This is a genomic window from Bradyrhizobium sp. th-b2, assembly GCF_000426785.1.
GTDB lineage: Bacteria > Pseudomonadota > Alphaproteobacteria > Rhizobiales > Xanthobacteraceae > Bradyrhizobium > Bradyrhizobium septentrionale.
In genome coordinates, this window is the sequence record NZ_AUGA01000004.1 from 181,380 (window position 1) to 206,542 (window position 25,163).

23 protein-coding genes and 1 other RNA gene are annotated in these 25,163 nt (G+C 64.3%); 10 read left to right on the forward strand and 14 right to left on the reverse strand.

The features are described from left to right. Position 1: 1 nt before the first annotated feature. Genes K359_RS0108200 through rsmH form a run of 3 tightly spaced genes read right to left on the reverse strand, consistent with a single transcriptional unit; the run spans position 2 to position 3,230 of the window. Positions 2–1,768 carry a penicillin-binding protein 2 gene (locus K359_RS0108200; RefSeq protein WP_029078912.1) on the reverse strand — a complete coding sequence of 589 codons (1,767 nt, stop codon included), beginning with the start codon at positions 1,766–1,768 and terminating at the stop codon, positions 2–4. Between the two features lie 11 nt (positions 1,769–1,779). Next, the gene (locus K359_RS51445) at positions 1,780–2,232 is read right to left on the reverse strand and encodes a hypothetical protein (protein ID WP_035976317.1); all 453 of its coding nucleotides are present in this window, start codon (positions 2,230–2,232) and stop codon (positions 1,780–1,782) included. A 2-nt stretch (positions 2,233–2,234) separates the two neighbouring features. After that, positions 2,235–3,230 (reverse strand): 16S rRNA (cytosine(1402)-N(4))-methyltransferase RsmH, encoded by a 996-nt coding sequence (rsmH, locus tag K359_RS0108210; protein WP_029078913.1) that lies wholly within the window; start codon positions 3,228–3,230, stop codon positions 2,235–2,237. Between the two features lie 470 nt (positions 3,231–3,700). Here rsmH and K359_RS0108215 point away from each other — a divergent pair, with 470 nt between their 5' ends. Beyond that, positions 3,701–4,576, forward strand: a complete 876-nt coding sequence (locus K359_RS0108215; RefSeq protein ID WP_029078914.1) for an N-acetylmuramoyl-L-alanine amidase — start codon at positions 3,701–3,703, stop codon at positions 4,574–4,576. A gap of 122 nt (positions 4,577–4,698) precedes the next feature. Here the strand turns inward: K359_RS0108215 and K359_RS0108220 are convergent, their stop codons facing one another. Then, the gene (locus K359_RS0108220; RefSeq protein ID WP_029078915.1) at positions 4,699–5,934 is read right to left on the reverse strand and encodes an RNA polymerase sigma factor; all 1,236 of its coding nucleotides are present in this window, start codon (positions 5,932–5,934) and stop codon (positions 4,699–4,701) included. Positions 5,935–6,003: 69 nt separating this feature from the next. Next, positions 6,004–6,363: a YciI family protein gene (locus K359_RS0108225; protein WP_029078916.1), complete on the reverse strand. Its 360-nt coding sequence runs from the start codon at positions 6,361–6,363 to the stop codon at positions 6,004–6,006. A gap of 236 nt (positions 6,364–6,599) precedes the next feature. Between K359_RS0108225 and K359_RS63205 the strand changes: the two genes are divergently transcribed. Next, positions 6,600–6,755 carry a hypothetical protein gene (locus K359_RS63205; RefSeq protein ID WP_165125203.1) on the forward strand — a complete coding sequence of 52 codons (156 nt, stop codon included), beginning with the start codon at positions 6,600–6,602 and terminating at the stop codon, positions 6,753–6,755. A gap of 8 nt (positions 6,756–6,763) precedes the next feature. Then, on the forward strand, positions 6,764–6,964 hold the full coding sequence (locus K359_RS0108235) for a hypothetical protein (RefSeq protein ID WP_029078917.1): 201 nt from the start codon (positions 6,764–6,766) through the stop codon (positions 6,962–6,964). A 21-nt stretch (positions 6,965–6,985) separates the two neighbouring features. Here K359_RS0108235 and K359_RS0108240 read toward each other — a convergent pair whose 3' ends face one another. Both K359_RS0108240 and K359_RS0108245 read right to left on the reverse strand, forming a co-directional pair. After that, on the reverse strand, positions 6,986–7,417 hold the full coding sequence (locus K359_RS0108240) for a PAS domain S-box protein (RefSeq protein ID WP_029078918.1): 432 nt from the start codon (positions 7,415–7,417) through the stop codon (positions 6,986–6,988). 95 nt (positions 7,418–7,512) lie between these two features. Then, positions 7,513–8,415 (reverse strand): LysR family transcriptional regulator, encoded by a 903-nt coding sequence (locus K359_RS0108245; protein WP_029078919.1) that lies wholly within the window; start codon positions 8,413–8,415, stop codon positions 7,513–7,515. Positions 8,416–8,564: 149 nt separating this feature from the next. On the opposite strand from K359_RS0108245, the gene rnpB reads away from it, so the two are divergent. Then, an RNA gene (rnpB, locus tag K359_RS57170) (RNase P RNA component class A) lies at positions 8,565–8,979 on the forward strand. 254 nt (positions 8,980–9,233) lie between these two features. Continuing rightward, complete coding sequence (locus tag K359_RS0108250; protein ID WP_029078920.1) at positions 9,234–10,889, forward strand: hypothetical protein; 1,656 nt, start codon at positions 9,234–9,236, stop codon at positions 10,887–10,889. 308 nt (positions 10,890–11,197) lie between these two features. On the opposite strand, the gene K359_RS0108255 is transcribed toward K359_RS0108250, so the two are convergent. Both K359_RS0108255 and K359_RS0108260 read right to left on the reverse strand, forming a co-directional pair. After that, positions 11,198–12,649, reverse strand: a complete 1,452-nt coding sequence (locus K359_RS0108255) for a GntP family permease (RefSeq protein ID WP_029078921.1) — start codon at positions 12,647–12,649, stop codon at positions 11,198–11,200. 4 nt (positions 12,650–12,653) lie between these two features. After that, a complete protein-coding gene (locus tag K359_RS0108260; protein ID WP_029078922.1) occupies positions 12,654–13,673 on the reverse strand; it encodes a patatin-like phospholipase family protein in 1,020 nt (339 codons plus the stop codon). Between the two features lie 229 nt (positions 13,674–13,902). Here K359_RS0108260 and K359_RS63210 point away from each other — a divergent pair, with 229 nt between their 5' ends. Both K359_RS63210 and K359_RS0108270 read left to right on the forward strand, forming a co-directional pair. Beyond that, a complete protein-coding gene (locus K359_RS63210; RefSeq protein WP_029078923.1) occupies positions 13,903–14,265 on the forward strand; it encodes a ClpX C4-type zinc finger protein in 363 nt (120 codons plus the stop codon). Between the two features lie 268 nt (positions 14,266–14,533). After that, positions 14,534–15,061: a hypothetical protein gene (locus tag K359_RS0108270; protein ID WP_029078924.1), complete on the forward strand. Its 528-nt coding sequence runs from the start codon at positions 14,534–14,536 to the stop codon at positions 15,059–15,061. A gap of 69 nt (positions 15,062–15,130) precedes the next feature. Here the strand turns inward: K359_RS0108270 and K359_RS0108275 are convergent, their stop codons facing one another. Continuing rightward, entirely contained in the window at positions 15,131–15,847 is a 717-nt protein-coding gene (locus tag K359_RS0108275) for an alpha/beta fold hydrolase (protein ID WP_035976321.1), read from the reverse strand. A gap of 107 nt (positions 15,848–15,954) precedes the next feature. On the opposite strand from K359_RS0108275, the gene K359_RS0108280 reads away from it, so the two are divergent. Beyond that, positions 15,955–16,698, forward strand: coding sequence for a sulfite exporter TauE/SafE family protein (locus K359_RS0108280; protein ID WP_029078926.1), 744 nt, complete (start codon positions 15,955–15,957; stop codon positions 16,696–16,698). A 30-nt stretch (positions 16,699–16,728) separates the two neighbouring features. Here K359_RS0108280 and K359_RS0108285 read toward each other — a convergent pair whose 3' ends face one another. From K359_RS0108285 to K359_RS0108300, 4 genes are all read right to left on the reverse strand, one after another. Next, positions 16,729–18,114, reverse strand: coding sequence for an MATE family efflux transporter (locus K359_RS0108285; RefSeq protein ID WP_029078927.1), 1,386 nt, complete (start codon positions 18,112–18,114; stop codon positions 16,729–16,731). A gap of 84 nt (positions 18,115–18,198) precedes the next feature. Then, complete coding sequence (locus K359_RS0108290; RefSeq protein ID WP_029078928.1) at positions 18,199–20,001, reverse strand: ABC transporter ATP-binding protein; 1,803 nt, start codon at positions 19,999–20,001, stop codon at positions 18,199–18,201. 365 nt (positions 20,002–20,366) lie between these two features. Then, positions 20,367–21,956: a DHA2 family efflux MFS transporter permease subunit gene (locus K359_RS0108295; protein WP_029078929.1), complete on the reverse strand. Its 1,590-nt coding sequence runs from the start codon at positions 21,954–21,956 to the stop codon at positions 20,367–20,369. A gap of 51 nt (positions 21,957–22,007) precedes the next feature. Next, positions 22,008–23,327: an HlyD family secretion protein gene (locus tag K359_RS0108300; protein ID WP_029078930.1), complete on the reverse strand. Its 1,320-nt coding sequence runs from the start codon at positions 23,325–23,327 to the stop codon at positions 22,008–22,010. A gap of 190 nt (positions 23,328–23,517) precedes the next feature. On the opposite strand from K359_RS0108300, the gene K359_RS0108305 reads away from it, so the two are divergent. Together K359_RS0108305 and K359_RS0108310 are read left to right on the forward strand one after the other, a co-directional pair. Further along, entirely contained in the window at positions 23,518–24,162 is a 645-nt protein-coding gene (locus tag K359_RS0108305) for a TetR/AcrR family transcriptional regulator (protein WP_029078931.1), read from the forward strand. 151 nt (positions 24,163–24,313) lie between these two features. Then, complete coding sequence (locus tag K359_RS0108310; RefSeq protein ID WP_029078932.1) at positions 24,314–25,156, forward strand: GNAT family N-acetyltransferase; 843 nt, start codon at positions 24,314–24,316, stop codon at positions 25,154–25,156. The last annotated feature ends 7 nt before the right edge of the window (positions 25,157–25,163 follow it).

A 25,163-nucleotide genomic window follows, 5' to 3' on the forward strand; every position in this document is an offset into this window, starting at 1 on the left:
CTTACTGGGTTGTTCTGGATGCCGCAAGAATAAGGCGGTCGGACGGCGGCAGGTCGAACCGAGGTTCGACGCCCAAAAGCGGCGCAATTCGGGCGATCACATTGCCGCCGGTCGGCACCGCATTCCAGCCCGAAGTGATGAAACCATAGGTCTCCTTCAGGGGCTGCGGTTCGTCGAGCATAATCAGCAGCTGGTATTTCGGATTGTCGGCGGGCAGGATCGCGGTGAACGCGTTCAGCACCTTCTTCTTCGCGTAGCGGCCGTTGATCACCTTCTCCGCTGTGCCGGTCTTGCCGCCGATATAATAGCCCTTGACGTCGGCCTTCTTGGCGGTGCCGATCTCGGCGTTAAGCCGCATCAGATAACGCATCTTGTCCGAGGTCTCGGGCTTGATGACGCGTTTGGCGAGCGCCATCGCTTCCCGCTCGGTGCGCTTGAGGAAGGTCGGCGGGATCAGATAGCCGCCATTGACCAGCGCATCGATGCCCATCACCGCCTGCAGCGGCGCCACCGCGACGCCGTGACCGAACGAGATGGTGACGGTGTTCAGTTCGCCCCACTTCTTCGGCACGATCGGCGAGGCGCTCTCCGGCAGTTCGGTGCGCAGCCGCTCGAGCTGTCCCATCTTGCGCAGGAAGGCCTTGTGCGCGTCGACGCCCATCGCCAGCGCAATGCGCCCGGCGCCGATGTTGGAGGAATAGTAGAACACCTCCTTCATGTTGATCATGCGGCCCATGTTGTGATCGTCATGGATCGCGAACTTGCCGTAATGCAGCGGGCCGCGCGCATCCCACATCGAGTTGAGGTCGAACCGGCCGCTATCCAGCGCCATCGCCAGCGTGAACGCCTTGAAGGTCGAGCCCATCTCGTACACGCCGGTGGTCAGGCGGTTGATGCGATCGGGATCGTGCGCCTCCTTCGGATTGTTCGGATCGAAATCGGGCAGCGACACCATCGCCACGATCTCGCCGGTGCGCACGTTGGAGACGAGGCCCGAGGCGGCCTTGGCCTTGAACTTCTCCTTGGCCTTGATCAATTCGTCGCGCAGCGCGTGCTCGACGCGCAGGTCGACCGACAATTCAACCGGCTTCTGCAGCCGGTCGGTGGCAAAGCCCGCGCGATGCAGATCGGCCAGACCATTGCTGTCCAGCCACTTCTCCATGCCGGCGATGCCCTGATTGTCGATATTGACGAGGCCAATCAAATGGGCGACCTCGTTGCCGGTCGGATAGACGCGCTTGTTCTCGCGCAGGAAGCCGACGCCGGGAAGGCCGAGGCGGTGGATGTCGGACTGCTGCTTCGGCGTGATCTCGCGCTTCAGCCAGACGAAACCCTTGCGCGACGACAGGCGGTCGCGGACCTCGCCGGTGTCGAGATCGGGCAAGGTCGCGGTCAGAAGCTCGATCGCCTCGTCCTTGTCGATGAGGCGGCGCGGCTCGGCGAACAGGCTCGGCGCCTTGACGTCGGTGGCGAGGATTTCGCCGTTGCGGTCGGTGATGTCGGGCCGGGCGGTTGCGATCGCATCCTGCGAGGCGGCGCGCCGCGCGCTGTGGCTATCGGCGCCGACCGCGAACAGCACCAGCCGTCCGGCCAGCACGCAATAGACCACGGCAAAGGCGACAATGGCCAAGCCGACGCGCGCGCGCGCCTTCGCGGCACGATCGACATTGCTGCCGTACAGCAGCGTGCGGATCAGCCGCTGGCTCCAGGGTTCGGGCTTGGGCTCGGGCTTGCCGGCCGGTTTGTTGGCGGGTGCCGGATCGGTCATGGCTGGTCCCGTCATTGCTGATCTCCCCCGCCCTGATCGGTGTCCGCGGTGGGCGCAGGCTGGTCGGCGGTCGGCTGGTCTGACGCCGGCTTCGCAATCGACCCGGTGGTGCTGTCGGGCGCCGCGGCGGCCTCGATGGTGTCGATCATCGCGCCGATCGGATCGCGCGAACCGGGCCGCGTGAAGTTCGGCGGCCGCTCCGGCAGGTTCTTCAGGGAATCATACTGGTTGGCGTTGACCGGCTTCAACGGCAGATGACGCTCGGCAAGCCCCTGCAGCCTGAGCGGCGCGTCGAGCTTGGCCCATTCGGCGCGCAAGGTGGCGATCGCGTTGCGCTGCTCGCGAATTTCCGCGTTGAGCTGCAACACGCGTTCGACGCGGGCGGTCGATTCCATCTTGATGCGGTAGACGTAGGATGCCGCGAAGATCAGCATGCCGATGACGAGGAGATGGAGAAGGCGCATCGTCACCCTCCCCGCTTCAGGTCTGATAGCCGCGGCCACGACGGCAGGTCGTCGTCGACATGCACTGGCGCTGTGGTGCGTTCGGCCGCACGCAGTTTTGCGGAACGCGCGCGCGGATTGGCGGCGAGTTCGGCTTCGCCCGGCGTCACCGGACGCTTGGTGAGGATCTGAAAGCTCGGCGCTGCCTGCGCGAGCTCGGGCAGATGCCGCGAGCCGCCGGCGACCTTGCCGCGTTCAGTGAGGAAATTCTTGACGATGCGGTCTTCCAGCGAGTGGAACGAGACCACGACGAGCCGTCCGCCCGGCTTCAGCACACGCTCGGCCGCGGCGAGCGCGCGATGCAGCTCGTCGAGCTCTTCATTGACGAAGATGCGCAGCGCCTGGAAGGTGCGCGTCGCCGGATGGATCTCGTTCGGCTTAGCGCGCACGACCTTGGCGACGATGTCGGCCAGCGCCTGCGTCGTCGTGATCGGCGCGTCCTTGCGCGCGGCGACGATGGCGCGGGCAACGCCGCGCGAATGACGCTCCTCGCCGAAGATATAGATGATGTCGGCGAGCTCTTTCTCCGAAGCGGTCGCCACTACATCGGCCGCGGTCGGGCCGCTCTGTCCCATCCGCATGTCGAGCGGACCGCCGAGGCGGAACGAGAAGCCGCGCTCGGCCTGGTCGAGCTGCATCGAGGACACCCCGACGTCCATCACGACACCGTCGACCGCATCACACCCCTGCCCGGCGCAGACCTCGGCAAGATCCGAGAAGCGGTCCTCGACCAGCGTCAGCCGGCCGCCGGCGCCGTCGACCAGATCAAAGCCGCCTGCTATCGCGGTGCGGTCGCGGTCGATGCCGATCACGCGCGTGTCGGCGACATCGAGGATCGCACGGCTGTAGCCGCCGGCGCCGAAGGTCGCGTCGACATAAATGCCACCGGCGCGCGGATCGAGATACGCGACCGCCTCGCGGCCCAGCACTGAAATGTGACGGGGCGCACGCTCGCTCATGCGCCGCCCCTGGGCAGGGCCGCGTAACTGGCATGCAAGCTGGCTGCGCGCCGACTCATTGCGCCTCGAATCCTCGCGCTTTACCTGACCGTTCCTGCGAAAAAGCCGCTGTGTGATACCAGCGCCAACTCCCGTCCTCGGCCGCAAATCCTGATATCCGACCGGAATTGGGAGGGTTTCCATGGGATTTCGCGCAAAAGCGGACCTTGGCCGTCCCCCAAAAACGGTTCGGCACTTCAGCTCTCAGTAACGGCACTTAACGTTAAGAAAACGTTGATGATCGGTTAGCGGAATCGCGCGCCTTTGATCCACTTTCGAGTGATACCCTTGGCCGCTACTCCGGGCACAATTGTGCGCTCTGGAACCGGCGGGCCGATTGCGCGGCCCTGCACGGTAAAGGAATAGTAAACGCCTATTTGTTTATCCATATGTCAAAATGCTTTCTCCTGGTTCGGGTTTGAGTGATTCGTATGGCTTCAGGTTCGTCTTCGTCCGGCAACGCTGATCAGAAGCGTCAGCGCGCCCTCCCTGTTCCGAAGGGAGTGGCCGACGCGAAGACGTTCACGCCGGATTCCTCGATCGCCTCCGACGTGATCCCGTCGGTCAATTTCGGCGATCGCGCCAATGACCGGCAGCCCGACATGATCCTGCTGCACTACACCGGGATGCCCGACGTCGAGGGCGCGATCACGCAGCTCTGCACCGCCGGCACCGAGGTCTCGGCGCATTACATCGTGCTCGAGGACGGACGGATCGTGCAGTGCGTGCCGGAGAGTAAGCGCGCCTGGCACGCCGGCGTGGCGGCGTGGGCCGGCGAGGACGACATCAATTCCTGCTCGATCGGCGTCGAGATCGTCAATCGCGGTCACGATTGGGGTTATCCCGATTTTCCGCTGCGCCAGATCGCCGCTGTCATCGCGTTGTGCCGCGGCATCATGCTTCGCCGCAAGGTGGTCTCGCATCGGGTGCTCGGCCATTCCGACGTGGCGCCGGCGCGCAAGAAGGATCCCGGCGAGAAATTCCCGTGGCACTCGCTGGCCAATTCCGGCGTCGGACACTGGGTGCAGCCGGCGCCGATCGTGCGCGGCGACGCGCTGCAACTCGGCGCGATCTCGGACAACGTCTCCAACATGCAGGCCGCGTTCCGCCGTTACGGCTACAACATCCCGACCAACGGCAAGTTCGACGGCGCGACCATGGAGGTCGTCACCGCTTTCCAGCGTCACTTCCGTCCCGAGCGGATCGACGGCATCGCCGACCGCTCCACCATGGCGACGCTGCACGCGCTGCTCGAAAGCCTGCCGCCGGATGCGGCGGCGCCAACGGTGGTGGCGAAGGCGAAGTAGGGTTTGGCTATAGCCTCTCCGCCGTCATTGCGAGGAGCGAAGCGACGAAGCAATCCATCTCACCGCTTGCGGCCCTATGGATTGCTTCGCTTCGCTCGCAATGACGCGGAGACTTTTGTGGTTCACCCCAGCTCCGCGATCCGCCGCGCATAGAGCCGCCGCAGCGGTTCGAGCTGTGTCGCGGCGGTGGCTGTGAGATACGCCGCGCGCGCTTCGTCCTTGCGGCCGAGGCGGCGCAGCAAATCGGCCCGCACCGCGGGAAGCTGGTCGTATCCCTTCAGGCTGCCGCGGGCGTCCAGCGCATCGATCAGGTCGAGCGCCCGTGCCGGGCCGTCGACCATCGACACCGCGGCAGCGTGGTTGAGCTCGATCACCGGCGACGGGCTGATGCGCAGCAGCACCTCGTAGAGACCGGCGATCTGCGCCCAGTCGGTATCCTCATAGCTCGGCGCACGCGCATGCAGCGCGGCGATCGCGGCCTGCACCGCATAGGATTGCGGCCGGCCCGGCATCCGCAGCGCCGCCTCGACCAGCTCGAGGCCTTCGGCGATCTGCTTATTATCCCACAGAGAACGGTCCTGCTCCTCGAGCAGCACGATGTCGCCGCCGGCGGTCTGGCGGCCGGCACGGCGCGCATCGTGCAGCAGCATCAGCGCCAACAGGCCCTTGATCTCGCCGCGCGCCGGAATCAGCGCATCGAGCAGCCGCGCCAGGCGGATCGCCTCGCGCGCAAGATCGGGCCGCATCAGATCCTCGCCGGAGGTCGCGGCATAGCCTTCGGTGAACACGAGGTAGATCACCGCGAGCACGCCCGCAAGGCGCGGCTCCAGCGCCTCGCGCTCCGGCACCTCATAGGGAATGCCCGCGAGCTTGATCTTCTGCTTGGCGCGCACGAGGCGCTGCGCCATCGCGTCCTCGCTGACCAGGAACGCGCGCGCGACCTGCGCCGTGGTCAGCCCGCATACCGTACGCAAGGTCAGCGCGACCTGTACCTCGGCAGCAAAGGACGGATGGCAGCAGGTGAAGATCAGCCTGAGCATGTCGTCGTCGAGCGATGCATCGGCCGGCTCGGGCGGCGCCTTCGCATCCAGCAACAATTGATGCGTCAGCTCCTGCTGCTTGCCGCGAAAGCTGACGGCGCGGCGGACGCGGTCGATCGCCTTGTTGCGGCCGACGTTGACCAGCCAGGCGCGCGGATTGGCGGGGAATTCGTCGATCGGCCAGCGCTGCAGCGCGACCGCGAAGGCGTCCTGCAGGGAATCCTCCGCCAAATCGAAATCGCCGACGAGACGGATCAGCGTCGCGAGCGCCCGGCCCGCCTCGTCGCGGAAGATTTTCTCGATCTGGCTCGGAGTCATGTCCATCCATCGTTACTCAGCGGCCGCGCCAGGCGACGCGGCCGCTGCATTCATGATGCGACAATGGCGTCATCGCGGGTTGTCGTAGATCATCACCGGCCTGACTTCGATCGATCCGTCCCTGGCGCCGGGGATCCGCGCCGCAAGGCCAAGCGCAGTGTCGAGATCCTTGGCCTCGACCAGATAATAGCCGCCGAGCTGTTCGCGGGTTTCCGCAAACGGACCATCCGTCGTCAGCGTCTTGCCGTCACGGACCCGCACCGTGGTTGCCGTCGACACCGGCTGCAGCCCGTCGCCCGCCTTGAAGTGGCCGCTCTGGATGATGGACTGGGTGTAGACTCCGTACTCCGCCGACAGGGCCTTGCGGTCGTCAGGGGTCATGTGCGCGTATTGCGCGTCGCTCCGGTAGATCAGCAGCAAATATTGCATCTCATCTCTCCTCTTGATCGGCTGGATCGCCGACACCCAGTCGAACGGGCGACACGAAAGACGACATCGTCAGGATAAATTATTTGGCCGCCCGGCGTGAATGCATCTCCCGCCTGGCGATGGTCGGACCAGGCCAATGCTTATATCGGATAATTCGATAGTAACAGCCAATATTGTTCGTTTGTCTAACTCATCGCGGCGCGTAGCCTTGAGGCCGGATGCTCGGAGGACTCGCCATGAGATCACTGCAGCAAACAGCAACGCACCTTTCGCGGCTCCTGCTGCGGACGCTGTACCGAATCCTGCGCAGCCGGATCGTGACAAGACCGGGCCACCGCGCCAGCCAGATCGCGTCCGCCATCGCCGCGAGCGGCAATCCCCTAGGCGTGTGAGGCCGGCAATGCAACGGGTAACCGCGCGTTTGAAGGCGATGCGTCAGCTGATCGCCGACGAAGGGCTGACCATCGCGATCCTGGCGGCGGTTGCGTCCGTCACGGTGATCGCGTTTGGCTTCCGTGCGGAAGCCGACATCGTGGTCTCGATGCTGATCATCGGCCTCGTCACGGCGCTGGCCGAAACTCGTCTGCGATCGGGAAAATAGCTGGCGTTCGCACGGCCGGCTTCATGATGACGATCCGGCTTGCTGCGCCGCGCGGCGACGCAATTCCTTGAGTTCCTCGAAACGCTTGGTCACGTCGCGCATCACGGCCACGGTGCCGGCGACGTGTCCCGCGTCGTGCAGCATCACGATGGTGAATTCGACGGAGATGCGTGCGCCGTGCTTCGTCAACGCAGGCACCGACAACAGATCGCCCTGACCGTAACGGCTCGCCCCGGACGCCATCGCGTGCCGGTAGCCGGCCCAGTGACGCGCACGCAAGACTTCCGGAATGATCAGGTCGAGCGATTGCCCTATCGCTTCGTCGGCTGTGAAGTCGAACATCCTGACCGCACCGGGATTCCACAAGGTGATGCGGCCTCTCGCATCGGTCGCAACGATCGCGTCGGACGCGCCATTGAGCAACGCGTCTCCCACCGCTGCCGCAATATCCATCGCTTGACCTCCAGCTGATCCCGATCCCGTTCTGAACTCGGACGTTCGCGCTGACAAGCGAAGAATCGCGATGCAATCGATCGGCAATACCGATATCAATCGCGCCGCCTGCGCACGCCCGGCTTCGCCCGTGCGACGTCCGCGCCGGAGCGGGCCTGGGATGCCGCGAGGCGGTGCATGATCTCGACCGCGCGCGCCAGATGGTCGTCCTGGCTATCAGCCGGATAGGCGACATAGGCCGGCATCGCAAAGCTGGGCGCGCCGGCGACGGCGTGGAGCCGCCGCGCCTTCAGGAGCGGCTCGACGATGCGGCGCGCGAAGAAGCCGGAGCCGCCATTCTCCAGAAGGTGCTGCAATCCAAGCCAGCCGATATTCACCGTCAGCGCGGGGCCGGCGAAGTTCGGAAACAGCGTAGAGTGACGCGCGTACAATTCAGCGCCCCAATCGACATAGACATAGCCCTGCCCCGGCTCCGGTGCGCTCTTGGGATCGGTCGAGACCAGGATGAGCTGCTCCTCGAACAACTGTTCGACCTTGAGGCCGGGGCGGCTCTGCGGCGTGTACATCACGCCGATATCGATGCGGCCCTCGACCAGCCCCTGCATCAATTCGGGCTCGAGCGCGCTCTCGGCGCGGATCGAGACGTCGGGATGTGCCTGCGTCATCAGCGGCAGCCAGCGCAGCAAATACTCTTCCCAAAGTCCGATGCGCCCGCCGACCACCAGCGTCGCGGAAAACCCCTTGGGGATTCCGACATCCTGGCGCGCCTGCTCGACGGTACGAACCAGCACCGAGGCGTGCCGCTGAAACTGCCGGCCCGCCGGCGTCAGCGTGGTGCCTGCCTTGTTGCGCACGAACAGCACGCAGCCGAGCTGCTGCTCCAGCGTGTGAATGCGGGTGCTGACCGTCGACTGGCTGACGTGCAGGCGTTCCGCCGCGGCGATGAAGTTGCCGGCGCTCACCACCGTCAGGAACGTTCGGGCCAGTTCGGTGTCCATTGCGAGAAACCCTTTGGCGCGAAACCCTTGGATCGATGAATTCGATATCAAAGGGTTATCCTTCGCGAATGTCAAAACCGGGCAAATCGGCCCGAGTTAGCCATCGCAATCGCTTGACGCGGACCTCCAAAGCCCGCATGCGTAGCCCGTCAGTCGGCCGGACGGCCGCTCCCGCTGGTGCCAAAAGGCCGCGGGGGAGGAAAGTCCGGGCTCCATCGACATACGGTGCCGGATAACGTCCGGCGGGGGCGACCCCAGGGAAAGTGCCACAGAGAACGAACCGCTCCCTCCTCGGAGGAAGTAAGGGTGAAAAGGTGCGGTAAGAGCGCACCGCGTTTCCGGCAACGGAAACGGCATGGCAAACCACACCGGGAGCAAAACCGAATAGGGACGGCAACGCGGTTAGTTCGCGCATGCGCGATAACACCGCAGGGCGATGTCAGGCCCGCTGTCCGGGTAGGTTGCTCGAGGCAAGGTGCAAACCTTGTCCCAGAGGAATGGCCGTCACGTACCATTCGCAAGAATGGTGCCCTACAGAACCCGGCTTACAGGCCGGCTGATATCCTAAAGCGTTTTCGAGCGAAGTGGAGTTCCGGTTCGCGTGAAGAAAACGTGTCTTGCTAAGGTGGTCCATGAGGGGCTCGGCGCAACACGCCGGGCCCCTCGCCATTTCCGATGTGCCACCTGTGCGCGCTGTGATGTTGATCGCCTCTTTGCTAAACTGCGGGCACGGCACTGCACCTTCGAGGGCATCAAACCACGCTGCTGATTTCGCCAGGACAATCCGCAACGCAGGGCACACGCAGGAGGCAAAAGGCATGACCTATTTTGATCTCGGGCCGTACAGCCGCAAAGTCACCACATCCTCGCCGGACGCCCAGCTCTGGTTCGACCGCGGGCTCAACTGGCTGTTCGGGTTCAACCACGGCGAAGCGATCAAGTGCTTCCGCAAGGCTCTCGATTACGACGCCGAATGCGCGATGGCGCATTGGGGCATCAGCTACGCCGCGGGGCCGAACTACAATCTGCCCTGGGTTCGCTATGACGCACAGGGACGCCAGATGGCGCTCCAGGCCTCCTACGACGCGATGCACGACGCGCTCGCCCACGCAGGAAAGGCAAGCGCGGTGGAGCGGGCGATGATCGAGGCGCTGCCCGCACGCTATCCGCAGCGCGAGGCGATCGAGGACATGGCGCCATGGGACAAGGCCTACACCAGGGAGATGCGCAAGGTGTTCGCGGCCTTTCCTGACGATCTCGAGGTCCGCGCGGTGCTCGCCGAATCGATCATGAACGAGACCCCATGGCAGATGTGGGACCTGCCCTCCGGCAAGCCGGCCGAGGCTGCCGGCACCGAAGAATGCAAATCGATCCTCGAACAGGCATTCGACAAAATTCCGGCGGCGTGGGATCACCCGGGCCTGCTGCACCTCTACGTCCACCTGATGGAGATGTCGCCGTTCCCGCAGCTCGCGCTGCGGGCCGGCGACCGGCTGCGCGAGATCGTGCCCGACAGCGGTCACCTGATTCACATGCCGACGCATCTCGATGTGCTGTGCGGGCATTACAACGACGTGCTGCGCCACAATCAGAAGGCACTGGCGACCGACCGCACTTTCCTTCGCTATTCGGACGATCCCGGCGTCTACCTCGTCTACGTCATCCATAACTTCCACTTCGCGATCTACGGCGCGATGTTCCTCGGCCAGTACGCGCCCGCGATCGCTGCTGCCGAGGAGTTGATCGCCACCGTGCCGGAGCCGGTGCTGCGCATTCCGTCGCCTCCGATGGCGGATTTCCTCGAAGGCTATCTGACGATGAAGCAGCACGTGCTCGTTCGCTTCGGAAAGTGGCGCGAGATCATCGAGCAGAAATTGCCCGACGATCGCGACCTCTACTGCTCGGTAACGGCGATGATCCACTACGCCAAGGCGCTCGCGCATTCGGCGCTCGACAATGTCGCGGAGGCCGAGGCCGAGAAGGCATCGTTCGTGGCGGCGAAGGCCCGGGTGCCGGAGAGCCGCCTCGTGCATAACAACAAGATGGTGAACCTGCTCAACGTCGCCGAAGCGATGCTGAACGGCGAGCTGGAGTACCGCAAGGGCAACTATGACGTCGCATTCGGGGAGCTGCGCAAATCGGTCGATCTCTCCGACGCGCTGCCCTATGACGAGCCCTGGGGATGGATGCAGCCACCCCGTCACGCGCTCGGCGCGCTGCTGCTCGAGCAGGGACATATCGCGGAAGCCGAGGCGGTCTACCGTTCCGATCTCGGTCTCGACGGCAAGCTCAGCCGGGCCTGCCAGCATCCCGACAATCTGTGGTCGCTCCATGGCCTGCACGAATGCCTGCTTCGCCGCGGCGAGAAGGCGGAGAGCGCGCTGATCAAGCAGCGGCTCGATCTCGCGCAGGCGCGGGCGGAGATCCCGATCAAAGCATCCTGCTTCTGCCGACGGACGGCGATGGCCGCGTAGGCGGCCGCTGCCAACCCAGGGCGGCGATCGCGATGCGGACCGCGCCATTGCTGGCGTTGTGGCGGCCGCATCCCCATTTAGCGGGAGCCCGTTCGAGCGGCATGGCAAACCACAACGGGAGCAAAACCGAATGGGGACGGCAACGCGGTTTTCGAGCGAAGTGGAGTTCCGGTTCGCGTCAAGAAAACGCGTTTTGCCAAGGTGGTCCATGAGGGGCTCGCCGCAACACGCCGGGCCCCTCGCCATTTACAGTGACCGTCATTCCAGGGCGCGCCTTGCAGCCAGCAGTGCCGACCCGTCGCCTCGCGTCAGAACGACCCGAATGCGGTGCCGATCGCAATCACCGTTGCGAGAGCGATAATGGAACTCGCAATGCCGACCATGACAATGTCGAGATAGCTATCGCGATGCTTGAGCCCACAGATCGCAAGCAGGCTAACGACCGCGCCGTTGTGAGGCAGAATGTCCAGTGTTCCCGAGCCGATCACGGCGACGCGATGCAAAAGGCCGGGGTCAATACCCGCCTCCGCGGCAAGATCCATATAGGTCCGGCCCAGCGCATCGAGCGCAATCGTCAAGCCGCCGGAAGCCGACCCCGTCAGCGCGGCAAGGATGTTCGTCGCGACTGCGAGCGACACCAGTGGGCCGCCCTCAATTCGCAACACCCAGTCCCGCACCACGCCGAAAGCGGGAAGCGAGGCGATAACGGCGCCGAATCCGACAAGGCTTGCGACGCTCAGCGCCGGCAGGACCGACGCGTTGGCACCGGCATCCATGGTTCGTCGTAGTTCAGGCAGTCGCGTCCAGTTGCAGAGGATGACTGTCACGATCGCTCCCGCCAACGCCACGACAACCGACCAAACACCGGCCACGGCAGCCAGTGATGTATTTCCCCACCGCTGTTCGGCCAGGAATGAGAAATCAAGCCGGGGCAGGACAACGAGCGACGTCACCAGATTGACGGCGACGACCACGATCAGGGGAAGGATGGCGTTGAAAATCGGGACAGCGGCGTTGCTGTGATATCCATGACGGATCTCCGCCGGATCGAATTCTCGCGCCGTCGTGGCCCGCTCGCGCAACAGCTCATCGTCGGCTGCATCCGCCGAAACCGGCGGCTCGTCGCCATAGCCCTCATTTGCGCGGCGCGCTGCTTTCTCTGCGCGAAGCAGCCACCATAGCCCGACGCCCAGCATGATGATCGATGCGACAACGCCGAGGCCCGGTGCGGCAAAGGGGGGCGTGCCGAAGAAAGGCATCGGTATCGCATTCTGTATCGACGGCGTGCCCGGCAGCGCCGACATGGTAAAGGTCGAAGTCCCGAGAATCACCGCCGCCGGGACCAGACGACGCGGAATCCCCGCCGTGCGAAACAGCGACTGCGCCATCGGAACGATGACAAAGAACGCGACGAAGAGGCTGACGCCGCCGTAGGTGACCAGTGCACCTGCGAGCACGACCGCGAGGATGACCCGACGTTCGCCCAGACATCGGGAGATGAAGCCCGCGACCGCAGTGACCGCGCCGCTGTCATCCATGAGCTTCCCGAACACGGCGCCAAGCAGAAAAATAGGAAAGAACTGCGCGAGAAACTCCGACGCACTGCCCATGAAGGTCTGCGTCCAGTTGGCAAGCAACGGCTCGCCACCGAAAGCTGCGGCCACCAGCGCACAGAGCGGCGCGAGCAGCAGGACGCTCCAACCGCGGAAAGCAAGACAGACCAATAGTCCAAGCCCGACGAGAATGCCGAGAAGGCCCATCGCCTCAGCACTCCGTCAGCAGAATATCGAGATCGGCGGTCGAACGCTCACCGAGATCGGCGCCATGCGCGTCGAGGAATTCGCCGGCGGCTCGCCGCCCTTCCTCGTGCAGCTTGGCCACGAAAGCCCATTCGGCATTAAGCTTGGATGACGAACCGAACGTCGCAAGCATGTCGCTCTTGATCCGGTGCGTCTTCATCTGCGCCCAACGGGCACCTTCTCCGGTGCCAGGGGCGGCAACTTGACGAAGCAACGCGATCATCCGCAGCTCCTTTGCCAGCGGCGAATTGAACGAGATCTCGTTGAGTCGGTTGAGAATGTCCGCGGCCGTGCGCGGCTGCTCCAGTCGCTCGGTCGGGTTGATCTGGACGAGGACGGTGTCGCGCGCGTCGGTCTCGCGAACGAGCGGCGTAATCGTGGGGTTGCCCGCATAGCCGCCGTCCCAATAGGGCTCGCCATCGATCTCGATCGCAGGAAACATCGTTGGCAGGCAGGCCGACGCGAGCAGGACATCCGCGGTAATCTCCGCGTTGCGAAAAATCCGTCCGCGCCCCGTGCGCACGCGTGTGGCGGTTATGAAGAGCTTGATCGGCGCGCGTGCAAGACGCTCGAAATCGATGCTGTCGTTCAATATGTCGCGCAGCGGATTGAAGCCCAGCGGATTGAGGTCGTAGGGTGAAAGCATCCGCGACATCAAATCGGTGAAGAGATAGGCCGGAGAGCTGTCGAGCGACCAGCGTCCCATCAGGCGGTCGAGCGGCGACCGTTGCAACGGACTGAATGCGGCAGCGCGCGAGACGCTTCGCCAATATTTTTCAAGTGCTTCGCGTGCGCCCGCAGCGCCGCCCGCGGTCCACCCGTCCGCCAGCACGGCGGCGTTCATCGCTCCGGCCGATGTCCCGGATATGCCCGCAATCTGAAACCATGGCTCTTCGAGAAGCCGATCCAGGACGCCCCATGTGAACGCACCATGCGATCCGCCACCCTGGAGCGCCAAGTCTACGAGCACGGGGCTACGGTTCATGAGACCACGTTCACCAGCACGCGAGACGCTCATTATGTCGCGGTTTGGCCAAACATGCGAGCCAAAGTTGCGGTCACCGCCTGGTTCCGATGGCGAACTTCGAACGAAATTGTCTCATCCCGCAGCGAAGCGAGCCAATCGCTGCAGTGTCGTCATAGACCCACGTTTCTTAAAAGGCGACATACATAGGGCGGCCGGCGTAGAGTGCGCCCTTCGCGGAGGATCGCAGATGGACCTTCAGACGATCATTCAGGCGGCACGCAGGATCAGTGGCCGCTCGGGCTTCATCACTTTTGATCAACTGAATGAATTGTGCCCGAAAGGGCTTAGCGCCGACGACGTCGAAGCGCTCCTCGGCGCGCTCAAGAGTGAAGGAATCCGCCTCGCGGACCATGAGGAGGAGGCATCGACGGGGCCATCATGCTCGTTCTGCGGAAAGGCCGCGCCGCAGGTCCTGCAACTGGTGGCAGGACCCAAGGCATTCATCTGCAACGAATGCGTCCAATTGTGCGTGCAGGTCTTTGCCGCCGACCATCCGGAGTGGCTGGCGGAGCATCGAAAGTTTGTCGAGGGGTTGCCGAGCAAGCCCTGATCGGGTCCGAATCTCACGTAAACAATCTCCTGCGGACTCTGAACGCCGAGTTGCAGGCCCGAGCGCGATCGCATGCGCTGCTCGTGAAGCTCGGAAACAACGCCATCAGCCAGTTAGGACGATAGCGGCAGCGTCAACAAAATGCCCGGCAAATAGAGCTTCGAATGCGGTGGCAAATTAGCCATCCAGCGGCGTTAGAGTTATGATCAGCTGGAGCTGGACGTCTCCCTCTGCCCGGGATTCAGAAAAATCAAACGGAGGAATGGTAATGTCGGTCGCCTGCAAGTTCGAGCGCAGCATTCTCAGCCACGAAGAATATGAGGCAATCCGCCTGACGCATCATCCCGCCATCTACAACGTCGAGGTGGCTGAGCTTGAGGCTATGCGACCCCGCTTGCGCAAGATGCGCGACAAGGAGCGAACGGTCAGCCGACAAAAGCAGCGAGAGAGCCGCGGAAAAGCCGAGGCTCGCGGGACAAGCTTTCCAGGAACCGACAAGCATGCTTCAGAACGAAAGCAAGTCTTCGCGGCGGCGGTGAAGCGGGTGAACACGGAGCTCAGGCGTCTGCATAACCTCGCAGCTCGGACCGCGCATGTCGAAGCAGCTCGAAAGGCCCTCGCACTGCACCGAGCCGCGAACTTCATGACTCGTCCCTCGGCCGGCGCTACCGCGGGCGACGGCATGGTGCCGAAGCCAAGCGAACGCCGAAGAAAGATCATTGCAGGCGCGAAAATCGGACGAGTATCGCAGGCCACGAAAGTCGCTCAGGCCGTGCGCGACGCGCGTGGTGCATGACCCTGGCCAAACAAACGCACCTGATCGATTCCGGCGCGAAGCTTCGCATCGCCCCGGAACGACGGCTCGTCAGGAAACGATCTCCTGCAACAGCGCCATCAGCGCCTCCGGCGCGGTGACGTTCGGCGAGTGGCTGGCGTCGATCTCGAAATAGCGCCAGCCGGCTTCGTTCCTGGTGCGCCTGGCGAACTGGCCGAACGTGTCGGCCTGGGTGGTGCGGGTGGCGTAGATGTAGCTGCGCGGCAGGGTCGTCTCGCCGTGCTGCAGCTTCAATTTCTGCTCGAAGCATTTGATCGGCATGTCGACCCGGCGCGCGGTCAGCCATGCGACGTCTGCTGGAGATGTGTCCGGCGGCGTCGGCATCGGCGGGATACGCCAGCCGTCGGCATCGTGCGCGAGCTCACGCATGGTCTCGATGACCGGCTCGTTGAGGTCGAACAGCGACTGGCCGTCGCGCGGCACGAAGGCATCGAGATAGATCAGCTGCGCGATGCGCTCGCGTACCCGGTCGGCGATGCCGGTCGCGACCATGCCGCCATAGGAATGGCCGATCAGCACGACGTCACGCAGGTCTTCGTATGAGATGACGTTGAGCATGTCGCGGATATGCGCTTCCAGATCGAGCCCCCGATGGGCGAGGTGCGCGCGCTCGCCGAGCCCGGTGTAGGTCGGCGTGATCAGCCGGTGCCCGGCAGCCTGCATCAACGGATGCATCTTCTTCCAGACCCATCCTGCCGACCAGGCGCCGTGACAGACCAGAAAGGTTTTCGACGAACTCGAAGTCATTGGGATGCTTCCATTCCGATTATGGTTGATGAGCCGCGATTTTGAAGTGTACCCGCCACGCGCGTCGTGTAAACGTCGCTGCAAATGATCAGAAGAACGAGACGAGGATGACCCCGGCTGGTTACGCGATCCTGTTCTTCGGCGCGCTGGCCGGCGGTTTCGTCTCCGGCCTTGCCGGCTTCGGCACCGCGCTGATGGCGCTCGGCATCTGGCTCTATGTGCTGCCGCCGACACTTGCGGTGCCGCTGGTGCTGGTCTGCTCTGTGATCGCGCAGGTTTCGACGCTGCCGTCGATCTGGAAGAGCATCGATTTCCGCCTGGTCTGGCCGTTCGTCATTTGCGGCCTCGCCGGCGTGCCGATCGGCATTCTGCTGATCGCGCGGGCCGATCCCGGCGTGTTCAAGCTGACGATCGGCATCTTCCTGTTGGCGTTCCCGACCCTGCTGTTCCTGCAGCGCAAGCCGATGTCGATCTCGTTCGGCGGCAAATGGGCCGATGGCGCCATCGGATTTGCCGGCGGCATCCTCGGCGGCCTCGCCGGACTGTCCGGCCCGCTGCCGATCCTGTGGGCGAGCGTGCGCGGCTGGGGCAAGCAGCAGCGGCGCGGCGTGTTCCAGATCTTCAACTTCACGATTTTGGCGGCTGCGCTTCTCATCCAGCTCGCCAGCGGCCTGGTGAAACCGGAGTTGATCTGGCTGGTGGCCTGCGCGTTTCCCGGAACGCTGCTCGGCGCCTGGCTCGGCGCGCGGCTCTATCACGCGCTCAGCGACCGCAATTTCTCCGACGTGGTGCTGGTGCTGCTGTTCCTGTCCGGTGTGGCGCTGGTCTGGAACGGGCTGGCGCCGCGATGATCAACCGCCATCGCAAATTGGCGCAGCCGGTCATCCCACCGGCTCGAGACCAACACGTTCCGGAGCAACGTCGCGCGGCGGTGGCACGAGACGTTTGCTGAATTCGCGACGGAGCAACCACAAGCTCAGACCGGCCTGCAGCGTCGTCGTCACGATCGACAGGTACCACACATGCTCGATCCGGAAGCCGGGCCGCGTCGAGAGCCAGATCACCGGCACCGCATAGGTGACGAGGCGCACGACCGAACTCAGCAACACCGGCCTGGTGTTGCCGAGACCCTGGAACACGCTGTTGCAGGTAAAGATCAGTCCCTGCGCGACGAGATTCATGGAGACGAAGTGCAGAAACTGGGCGGCGACCGCCATGGTCTCCCGATCGTTCGAGAAGCCGTCGAGCAGCAGCCCCGGCTTCCACTGTGCGAGAACCGTGAAGACGATCATCACGACCGTGCCGATCAGCACCGCCTTGACGAAGGTATCCTGCACACGCTTGCCATTGCCGGCGCCGAAATTCTGTCCGGCGATCGGGCCGGCGGCAAGCGCCACCGCCAATGCCGGCATCTGGATCAGGCCGAGCACGCGCGTCCCGATGCCGAACCCGGCCTGGGCCGCCGGGCCGAAATCGCGCAGCACATAATAGATCACGCCCATCCAGGCGAAGATGAGCGCGAACTCGCCGCCGGCAGGCAGCCCGACATTGAGGATCCGCTTCCACTGCCGGAGTTGTGGACGCCATTGCGCGGGATCGAATCCGACATAGCGTTCCAGCTTGCGGAAATACGCAAACAGCATCAGCACGCCGATGAGCACGGCGATCGAACTTGCCAGACCTGCCCCGGCAACGCCGAACGCGTGACCGGTGCCCCAGCCCGCGATCAGGACCGGCGCCAGCGCGATGTTGATGATGACTGCAACCGCCTGCACCAGCATGCTGGGCCGCACGATGCCGGTGGCACGCAGCGCCGAGGCCATCACCTGGGTGATGAATTGCAGCGCCAATGCCGGCATGAACCACAGGAGATAGGTAGTGCCGGCTTCGATGGTGGCCTGGTCGGCCGCGACCGAGCGCATATAGAGGCGCGACAGCAATGCCCCCGCGCACAACGTCAACAGCCCAGATAGCACCGACAACACGATCGACTGATTGAACACGAGGTTGGCATCGCTGCGATCCTTGCGTCCCACTGCATGCGCGATCAGCGAGACGGTGCCAACGCCGAGCACCTGCATCAGCGCGTTGACGAGGAAACCGGCATTGCCGGCTGCAGATACGCCCGCGACGGCAGCCTCGCCGAGACCGGCGACAAAATACAAATCGACCAATTGGCAGATCATGATCGTGATCATGCCGACCACGATCGGGGGAGCCATGACCAAGATGTGGCTCACGATGGAGCCGCGCGTAAGGTCTTTCATTTCAATTCCATTCTCAAAATCGATTCTCATATCGATCCGGGCGCGTGGCTGTCGGAGATCAATCCGTCAGCCACGCGCCGTCGCTTACTCCGCCGCCGCAGCCTGACCGAACTCGGTCGCCTGGCGCTCGAACAGGCCGCGGTAGATGCCGCCGGGACGTGCGGCGAGCGCCTCATGCGTGCCCTGCTCGACGATCTCGCCGCGATCGAACACCAGGATGCGATCCATGCTGCGCACCGTTGACAACCGGTGCGCAATCACGATCGAGGTGCGGCCCTTCATCAGCCGCTCCATCGCCTGCTGGATCAGCGCCTCGGACTCTGAGTCGAGGCTCGAGGTCGCCTCGTCCAGGATCAGGACCGGCGCATCCGCCAGGAAGGCGCGCGCCAGCGCGACGCGCTGCCGCTCGCCGCCCGACAGATTGACGCCGCGCTCGCCCACCAGCGTGCCGTAGCCCTTCGGCAGCCGCATGATGAAGTCGTGCGCATTGGCAAGCCGCGCCGCCTGCTCGATCGCCTCCATGCCGGCGCCCGGCCGGCCATAGGCGATGTTCTCCGCCAGCGTGCGGTGGAACAGGATCGGCTCCTGCTGCACGATCGCGATCTGGCTGCGCAGCGATTGCTGCGTCGCCTTGGCGATATCCTGACCGTCGATCAGGATTTTGCCACTGGTGACGTCGTAGAGCCGCTGCACCAGCTTGACGAAGGTCGTCTTGCCGGAGCCGGAGCGCCCGACCAGACCAACGCGCTCACCCGCATCGATGTCGACCGACAGCCCGTCATAGAGCGGCCGGCGATGGCCGCCATAGTGGAACGTGACGTCGTCGAACACGATGCGGCCGCCCTGAATGTCGATCGTTGCAGCGTCGGCCGCGTCGACAATGCCGAGCGGCTCGCCATGGATCTGCACCAGCTCCTCCATGTCGTTCACCGAACGCTGCAGGTTGTTGATGTGCATGCCGACATCGCGCAGATAGGCGTGGATGATGTAGTAGCTGGTCAGGACATAGGTGACGTCGCCCGGCGTGGCGCGGCCGGCCGCCCACAGCAGGATCGCACCGCCGATCACCGAGGCGCGGAAGCACAGCAGCACCAGGAGCTGCGCGGTCGAGGTGTGGTTGTAGCGGAGCCAGGTCCGCCGCACCCGGCGCCGCCAGCGGCTGATGACGCCGTCGAGCCTGATGTCCTCGCGTGTTTCGGCGCCGAACGACTTCACCACCGCGTTGCAGGTCAAGGCATCGGCCAGCGTGCCGCCGACCTTGGTGTCCCATACATTGGAGACGCGCGCGGCCGGCGCGACGTAGCGCACCTGGAACGCCATGGTCATCGCGACATAGATCACCGAGCCTATGGCGATCACCGCGCCGAGCTGCGGCCAGTGCAGCCCGAGCAGGATCATCGAGCCGAGCAGCACCACGAGCGACGGCAGCAGCGCCATCAGGATGGTGTCGTTCAACAGGTCGAGCGCCCACATGCCGCGCGTGACCTTGCGCACGGTGGAGCCGGCGAACGAATTGGCGTGCCAGTCGGTCGAGAAGCGTTGCACCCGCATGAAGGCCTGCTGCCCGACATCGGACATCGTCTTCAGCGTGAACGGCACGATGGTCGTAATGCCGACCAGCCGCAGCATCAGCGACAGTGCACCGAGGCCTACGATGGCGCCGAATGCCAGCATCGCAGCATGGCGTGCGGCGGCGTCCGTCGAACCCGCGGTCAACGCATCGACCAAATGGCCGGAGAATATCGGCATGAACAGGTCGGCGGCGGTCGCACCGAGGAAACCCGCGGTCACGGCCGAGGCGCGGAGCGGCTGTTCCAGCCAATGGCGGAACACGAATGGCAAGACGATCCGGATCGCGGCCGGTCGCTTGGATGTCAGAGAGGTCATGGCACATTCCGGCCACGCCTATGCAGCGCAAGCCGGCTCCACTTAAGGCGACTGGCGGACGGAATCCGGCCGCAGGAGTCGCTGAAAACAATCGGTAATTTGTTGGGAAGCTTTGATGATCGGGGATCAGGCCCGATCAGCGCCAGGAGCTAACGCGTAAGCGCGTCCAGCACCATCGAACGCGGGCGCACGATCTGCGAAACAAACGACTTCATGCGCATCTCCCGGGTTCGAGTAAGGAATGCGCTGCTTATAAATGCATCAGGCGCGATTGGCAAGATGACAAGCGCGTGAGTGCGGCACTGTGTCGGCGATGCAACGCTCTGCACGCCAACGGGTGCACACGACGCGCGATACCGATGCTCTCAATGCGCGTCGCCGCCTACGTCGGTCATCGGCGGCGGCTTGTTGACGAACAGCACCAGCAGGCTGAGGCCGACGTAGAACAGCGACAGCATGAAGAAGGCGTCGCCGTAGCTCATCACCTGGGCCTGGCGGTGCACGATCTGCGAGAGCTGCTTCACCGCCATCATGGTCGAATCGCCCATGCCCTGCAGGCGCTGGGTGAAATTGTTGAGGGTCTCGACCGCGGTCGTGTTGCCCCAGGTCACGCGGTCCTGCAGCCGCGAGATGTGCAGATCGGTGCGGTGGTTGAGCGCTTCGTTGATCAAGGCGAGCCCGACCGCGCCGCCGAGATTGCGCATCAAGTTGAACAGGCCGGAGGCGTTCTTGACGCGGTCGGGCTCGAGCGTGGCGAGCGCGATGTTGTTGGTCGGCACCATCGCGCACATCATGCCGATGCCGCGCAGGATCTGCGGCACCAGCAGCTCGTAGAAATCGTACTCGCGCGTGATCCAGGTCATCTGCCAGGAGCCGAGCGCGAAGGTGACGAGGCCGAAGGCGATGATGTAGCGCAAATCGACCTTCTGCATCAGACGGCCGACCACCGGCGCCATGAAGAACATGGTGATGCCGGAGACGAACATGGTCTCGCCGATCATCAGCGCACTGTAGCCGCGGACCTCCGCGAGATAGCGCGGATAGACGTAAGTCAGGCCGTAGAGCCCGATGCCGATGCAGAACTGCAGCACGCAGCCGACCGCGAAGTTGCGGTTGGAGAAGGCATAGAGATCGACGATCGGCTCCTCCACGGTCAACACCCGCCAGAAGAAGGCGATCGCCGACACGAAGCAGATCGCGGCGCAGATCGCCACCGAGGTGTCCTGCAGCCATTCATATTGCGGACCTTCCTCCAGCACATATTCGAGCGAGCCGAGGAAGCCGCCCATGAAGATCAGGCCCCACCAGTCGAAACGCTCGAGCAGCGCGAAGTTCGGCTGGTCGAAATCGACCAGCGCCAGCACACCTATCGTGATGATGATGCCGGGCACGATGTTGATGAAGAACAGCCAGTGCCACGACATCAGATCGGTGATGAAGCCGCCGACCGTTGGCCCGACGGTCGGCGCCAGGGTCGCGACCAGCCCGATGATCGGCGCCACGATGTAGAACTTGGAGCGCGGGAAGATGGTGTAGGCCGAGGCGAACACCGTCGGGATCATGCCGGCGCCGAGAAAGCCCTGCAGCGCGCGCCACAGGATCATCTGCTCGATCGTGGAGGCGAAGCCGCACAACAGGCTGGACACGGTGAAGCCGAACGCCGAGATCGCGAACAAGAGCCGGGTGCCAAGCGCGCGCGACAGGAAGCCGGACAGCGGGATCGCGATCACCTCGGCGATCAGATACGCGGTCTGCACCCACGACACTTCGGTCGAAGACGCCGACAGGCCGGCCTGGATCTCGGTGAGCGACGCCGAGACGATCTGGATGTCCAGGATCGACATGAACATGCCGAACACCATGATGATGAACGCAACCACCCGTTTCGGCTGGAGGCGCTCGGACTCCGAGGCGCCGGCCATCATCGAGGGGGAAGCAGTGGTCGCGTCGGCCATGGGCTTATCAAGCTCCGCGCTTCGAACCCTCAGGTCCGAAGCTTCAAGGCATCACTGCGGATGGATCATCATCGACGCGTCGAGATCGGTATCGGCGTCGGCGTCGGCCGCGCCCTCCCTGGTGTCGACGGTGGTGTAGACCGACATGCCGGCGCGCAGCATGCCCTGCTTGGCGACGCTGTTCGGCACGCGGATGCGGACCGGCAGGCGCTGCACGATCTTGGTGAAATTGCCGGTGGCGTTGTCGGGCGGCAGCAGGGTGAACACCGAGCCTGCCGCCGGCGAGATGCTGTCGACGATGCCGGTGAATTTGCGGAAGCCGTAGGCGTCGACCTTGATCGTCACCCGCTGGCCGGGACGGATGCGCTTGAGTTGGGTCTCTTTATAGTTCGCGTCGATGAAGACGCCGTCGAGCGGCACCACATTGCCGAGCCGCTGGCCGACATTGATGTAGTCGCCGGTATTGACCAGGCGGTTGGAGAAGGTGCCGTCGACCGGCGCGCGGACCTGAGTGAAATCGAGATCGCGCTCGGCCTTGGCGAGCTGGGTCTGCAATTCGGCAAGCTGGGCGCGGGACTCAGCCTGCTGCGCCCTGGTCACATCGACATTGCTCTTTGCGGCATCGAAGGCGGCCTGCGCCGAGCGCACGGCGGCGGCACCCTGATCACGGCCGGCTTCCGAGACCTCGAAAGTGGCGCGCGAGGCAAAGCCCTTGGTGCTCAGCGCCTGCTGGCGATCGAAATCGAGATCGGCACGCTTCAGGCCGGCCTGGGCGGACACCAGCTGGGCCTGCGCCTGCTCGACCGTGCTCTCGGCTGCCGCAACTTGGCGGCCGAAGCGCTCGATCGTCGCCTGCTGGGTCGCGATCCGGGTGCGCGCGGCATCGGCCGCGATGCGATAGTCGCCGTCGTCGATCCGGAAGATCACATCGCCGGCGCGCACCAGCGCATTGTCGCCGGGCAGGATCGCCGCGATATGGCCCGCAACGCGCGCGCCGAGCATGGTGTTGTTGGCGCGGACATAGGCATCGTCGGTCGAGACGTAGAAGCGTCCGACCATCAGGTAATAGGCGGCATAGCTTGCGGCCGCGATCGCGAGCAGGCCGACCACGCCCATCATCACGAATTTGCGCTTGCCGGATTTCGGCGGCGCAGAAGCAGCGGGCGAAGCCGCCGGCTGCTCGGGCGCAGAAGCGGGTGGCGCCTCGGCGGGACGCTTGGATTCGTCACGCCTGGCTTCGTCGGCCCTTTTGGTTTCGTCAGTTCTGGCTTGCTCGCCGAGATCGGCGGATGCATCGCGCGCCTTCGCGTCCTCGGCCATCTCAGGCCCGGAACGAACAATGCGTGCAGCCTGATCTCGTGCTGCGGCCATAGCCGAGGCTCCCCAAAAAAGTCTCGATGCCCGCGATGGCGGAATAAGGGCCGTGCGGCTCATCGTCACTCCCACCAATAGCATTGACCGAACCGTTCGGTCAATCTATATTCCCTCGGCAGGGATTATAACGCTTCGATTCTCAACCTTGCGCATTCCGGGTTGAGTTCTTTGGCGAGAAGCTAAATCAATGGTTGCAGCCCCCCGAGTCTCCCTCCAGCCAGTCGGCGAGGAGGAGCCGTCAAAACGACGCCAGATCCTGGACGGCGCCCGCAAGGTGTTCCTGGAGCTCGGTTTTGACGGCGCCAGCATGGGCGAGATCGCCCGCGCCGCTGCCGTCTCCAAGGGCACGCTCTATGTCTATTTCCCCGACAAGGCCGGGCTGTTCGCGGCGATCGTCGAGGAGGAAAAGCTCGAGCAGGGCAAGGTCGCCTTCAATTTCGACCCCACGCGCGACGTCGACACCACCCTCCCCGAATTCGGCCGCGCCTATGTCGCGGTGCTGTGCCGGCCCGGCGGCGGTTCGGCGATCCGCACCGTGATGGCGATCGCCGAGCGGATGCCCGAGCTCGGCAGCCGGTTCTACACCCACGTGATCGCCCACACCGTCGACCGCTTCGCCGCCTATCTCGAGGCGCGCGCCGCGCTCGGCGAGCTCGTGATCGATGATTATCAGCTCGCGGCCTGGCAGTTCATGCAGATGTGCCAGGCGACGCTGTTCCAGGCGTTCATCTTCCAGGCCAATCCGTCGCCCTCGCCGGAGCGGATCACTGTTGTCGTCGACAGTGCAACGCGGGTGTTCTTCGCGGCGTACCGGCCGAAGCAGGCGAACTGATCTCGCACCGTCATTGCGAGGAGCGTCAGCGACAAAGCAATCCACTCTTCATCCTCGCGGCGCGATGGATTGCTTCGCTTCGCTCGCAATGACGGGGAGACATTAGCGCGCTACCATGGCCGTTGCGGCGCCAATTCGAGGATGGCCATCCATGAACGACCTCAGCATCCGGCATATGCGGCCAGACGAGATCACGCTCGCGGTGGATTGGGCCGCGGCAGAAGGATGGAATCCCGGTCTCGCCGATGCCGCGTGCTTTGCCGCCGAGGACCCGCACGGATTTTTCATCGGCGAGTTCGACGGGCGGCCGGCCGCGGTGGTCTCCTGCGTCAATTACGGCGCGCAGTTTGCGTTCCTCGGCTTCTACATCGTGCGTCCGGACCTGCGCGGCCGCGGCCATGGCCTGAAGATATGGAATGCGGCCATCGCGCATGCGCATCCACGCGTGATCGGGCTCGACGGCGTGGTGGCGCAGCAGGCGAACTACCAAAAATCCGGCTTCGTGCTCGCTTACGCCAATGTGCGCTATGGCGGCACGGTCGCAGCACCATCCGCGCCGAACGCTGACCTCGTCGCGCTGTGCGATGTGCCGGCGGCGCTGATCGAGGCCGATGACGCCACGGTCTTTCCGGCGCCGCGTCCGGCCTTCCTGCGCGCCTGGATCAATACATCAGGGCATCTCGGGCGCGCGCTGTTGCGCGACGGCAGGCTGGCCGGCTGGGGCGTGATCCGCCCGTGCCGCACCGGCCGCAAGATCGGTCCGCTTGTCGCCGATGACCGCGCTGGCGCCGAGACCATCCTGTCGGCATTGCTTGCAAGTGCCGGCAGTGGCGAGATCTTCCTCGATGTCCCCGCCGTCAACCGCGACGCAGTCGCATTGGCGGAAGGCCTCGGGCTCTCGCCGGTGTTTGAGACCGCGCGAATGTATACCGGCGCGATCCCGCCCTTGCGGATCGATCGCGTGTTCGGCGTCACGACGTTCGAGCTAGGTTAGCGCTTCG

Bases quoted from the DNA above. Each gene is read 5' to 3' on its own strand.
- K359_RS0108260 (WP_029078922.1), bottom strand. From the start codon at position 13,673: ATGAACCGTAGCCCCGTGCTCGTAGACTTGGCGCTCCAGGGTGGCGGA.
- K359_RS0108235 (WP_029078917.1), top strand. From the start codon at position 6,764: ATGCAACGGGTAACCGCGCGTTTGAAGGCGATGCGTCAGCTGATCGCC.
- K359_RS0108295 (WP_029078929.1), bottom strand. From the start codon at position 21,956: ATGGCCGACGCGACCACTGCTTCCCCCTCGATGATGGCCGGCGCCTCG.
- K359_RS0108270 (WP_029078924.1), top strand. From the start codon at position 14,534: ATGTCGGTCGCCTGCAAGTTCGAGCGCAGCATTCTCAGCCACGAAGAA.
- K359_RS0108225 (WP_029078916.1), bottom strand. From the start codon at position 6,363: ATGCAATATTTGCTGCTGATCTACCGGAGCGACGCGCAATACGCGCAC.
- K359_RS0108300 (WP_029078930.1), bottom strand. From the start codon at position 23,327: ATGGCCGCAGCACGAGATCAGGCTGCACGCATTGTTCGTTCCGGGCCT.
- K359_RS0108240 (WP_029078918.1), bottom strand. From the start codon at position 7,417: ATGGATATTGCGGCAGCGGTGGGAGACGCGTTGCTCAATGGCGCGTCC.
- rsmH (WP_029078913.1), bottom strand. From the start codon at position 3,230: ATGAGCGAGCGTGCGCCCCGTCACATTTCAGTGCTGGGCCGCGAGGCG.
- K359_RS0108250 (WP_029078920.1), top strand. From the start codon at position 9,234: ATGACCTATTTTGATCTCGGGCCGTACAGCCGCAAAGTCACCACATCC.
- K359_RS0108200 (WP_029078912.1), bottom strand. From the start codon at position 1,768: ATGACCGATCCGGCACCCGCCAACAAACCGGCCGGCAAGCCCGAGCCC.
- K359_RS0108280 (WP_029078926.1), top strand. From the start codon at position 15,955: ATGACCCCGGCTGGTTACGCGATCCTGTTCTTCGGCGCGCTGGCCGGC.
- K359_RS51445 (WP_035976317.1), bottom strand. From the start codon at position 2,232: ATGCGCCTTCTCCATCTCCTCGTCATCGGCATGCTGATCTTCGCGGCA.
- K359_RS0108290 (WP_029078928.1), bottom strand. From the start codon at position 20,001: ATGACCTCTCTGACATCCAAGCGACCGGCCGCGATCCGGATCGTCTTG.
- K359_RS0108215 (WP_029078914.1), top strand. From the start codon at position 3,701: ATGGCTTCAGGTTCGTCTTCGTCCGGCAACGCTGATCAGAAGCGTCAG.
- K359_RS63205 (WP_165125203.1), top strand. From the start codon at position 6,600: ATGAGATCACTGCAGCAAACAGCAACGCACCTTTCGCGGCTCCTGCTG.
- K359_RS0108285 (WP_029078927.1), bottom strand. From the start codon at position 18,114: ATGAAAGACCTTACGCGCGGCTCCATCGTGAGCCACATCTTGGTCATG.
- K359_RS0108310 (WP_029078932.1), top strand. From the start codon at position 24,314: ATGAACGACCTCAGCATCCGGCATATGCGGCCAGACGAGATCACGCTC.
- K359_RS0108255 (WP_029078921.1), bottom strand. From the start codon at position 12,649: ATGGGCCTTCTCGGCATTCTCGTCGGGCTTGGACTATTGGTCTGTCTT.
- K359_RS0108220 (WP_029078915.1), bottom strand. From the start codon at position 5,934: ATGACTCCGAGCCAGATCGAGAAAATCTTCCGCGACGAGGCGGGCCGG.
- K359_RS0108245 (WP_029078919.1), bottom strand. From the start codon at position 8,415: ATGGACACCGAACTGGCCCGAACGTTCCTGACGGTGGTGAGCGCCGGC.
- K359_RS0108305 (WP_029078931.1), top strand. From the start codon at position 23,518: ATGGTTGCAGCCCCCCGAGTCTCCCTCCAGCCAGTCGGCGAGGAGGAG.
- K359_RS63210 (WP_029078923.1), top strand. From the start codon at position 13,903: ATGGACCTTCAGACGATCATTCAGGCGGCACGCAGGATCAGTGGCCGC.
- K359_RS0108275 (WP_035976321.1), bottom strand. From the start codon at position 15,847: ATGACTTCGAGTTCGTCGAAAACCTTTCTGGTCTGTCACGGCGCCTGG.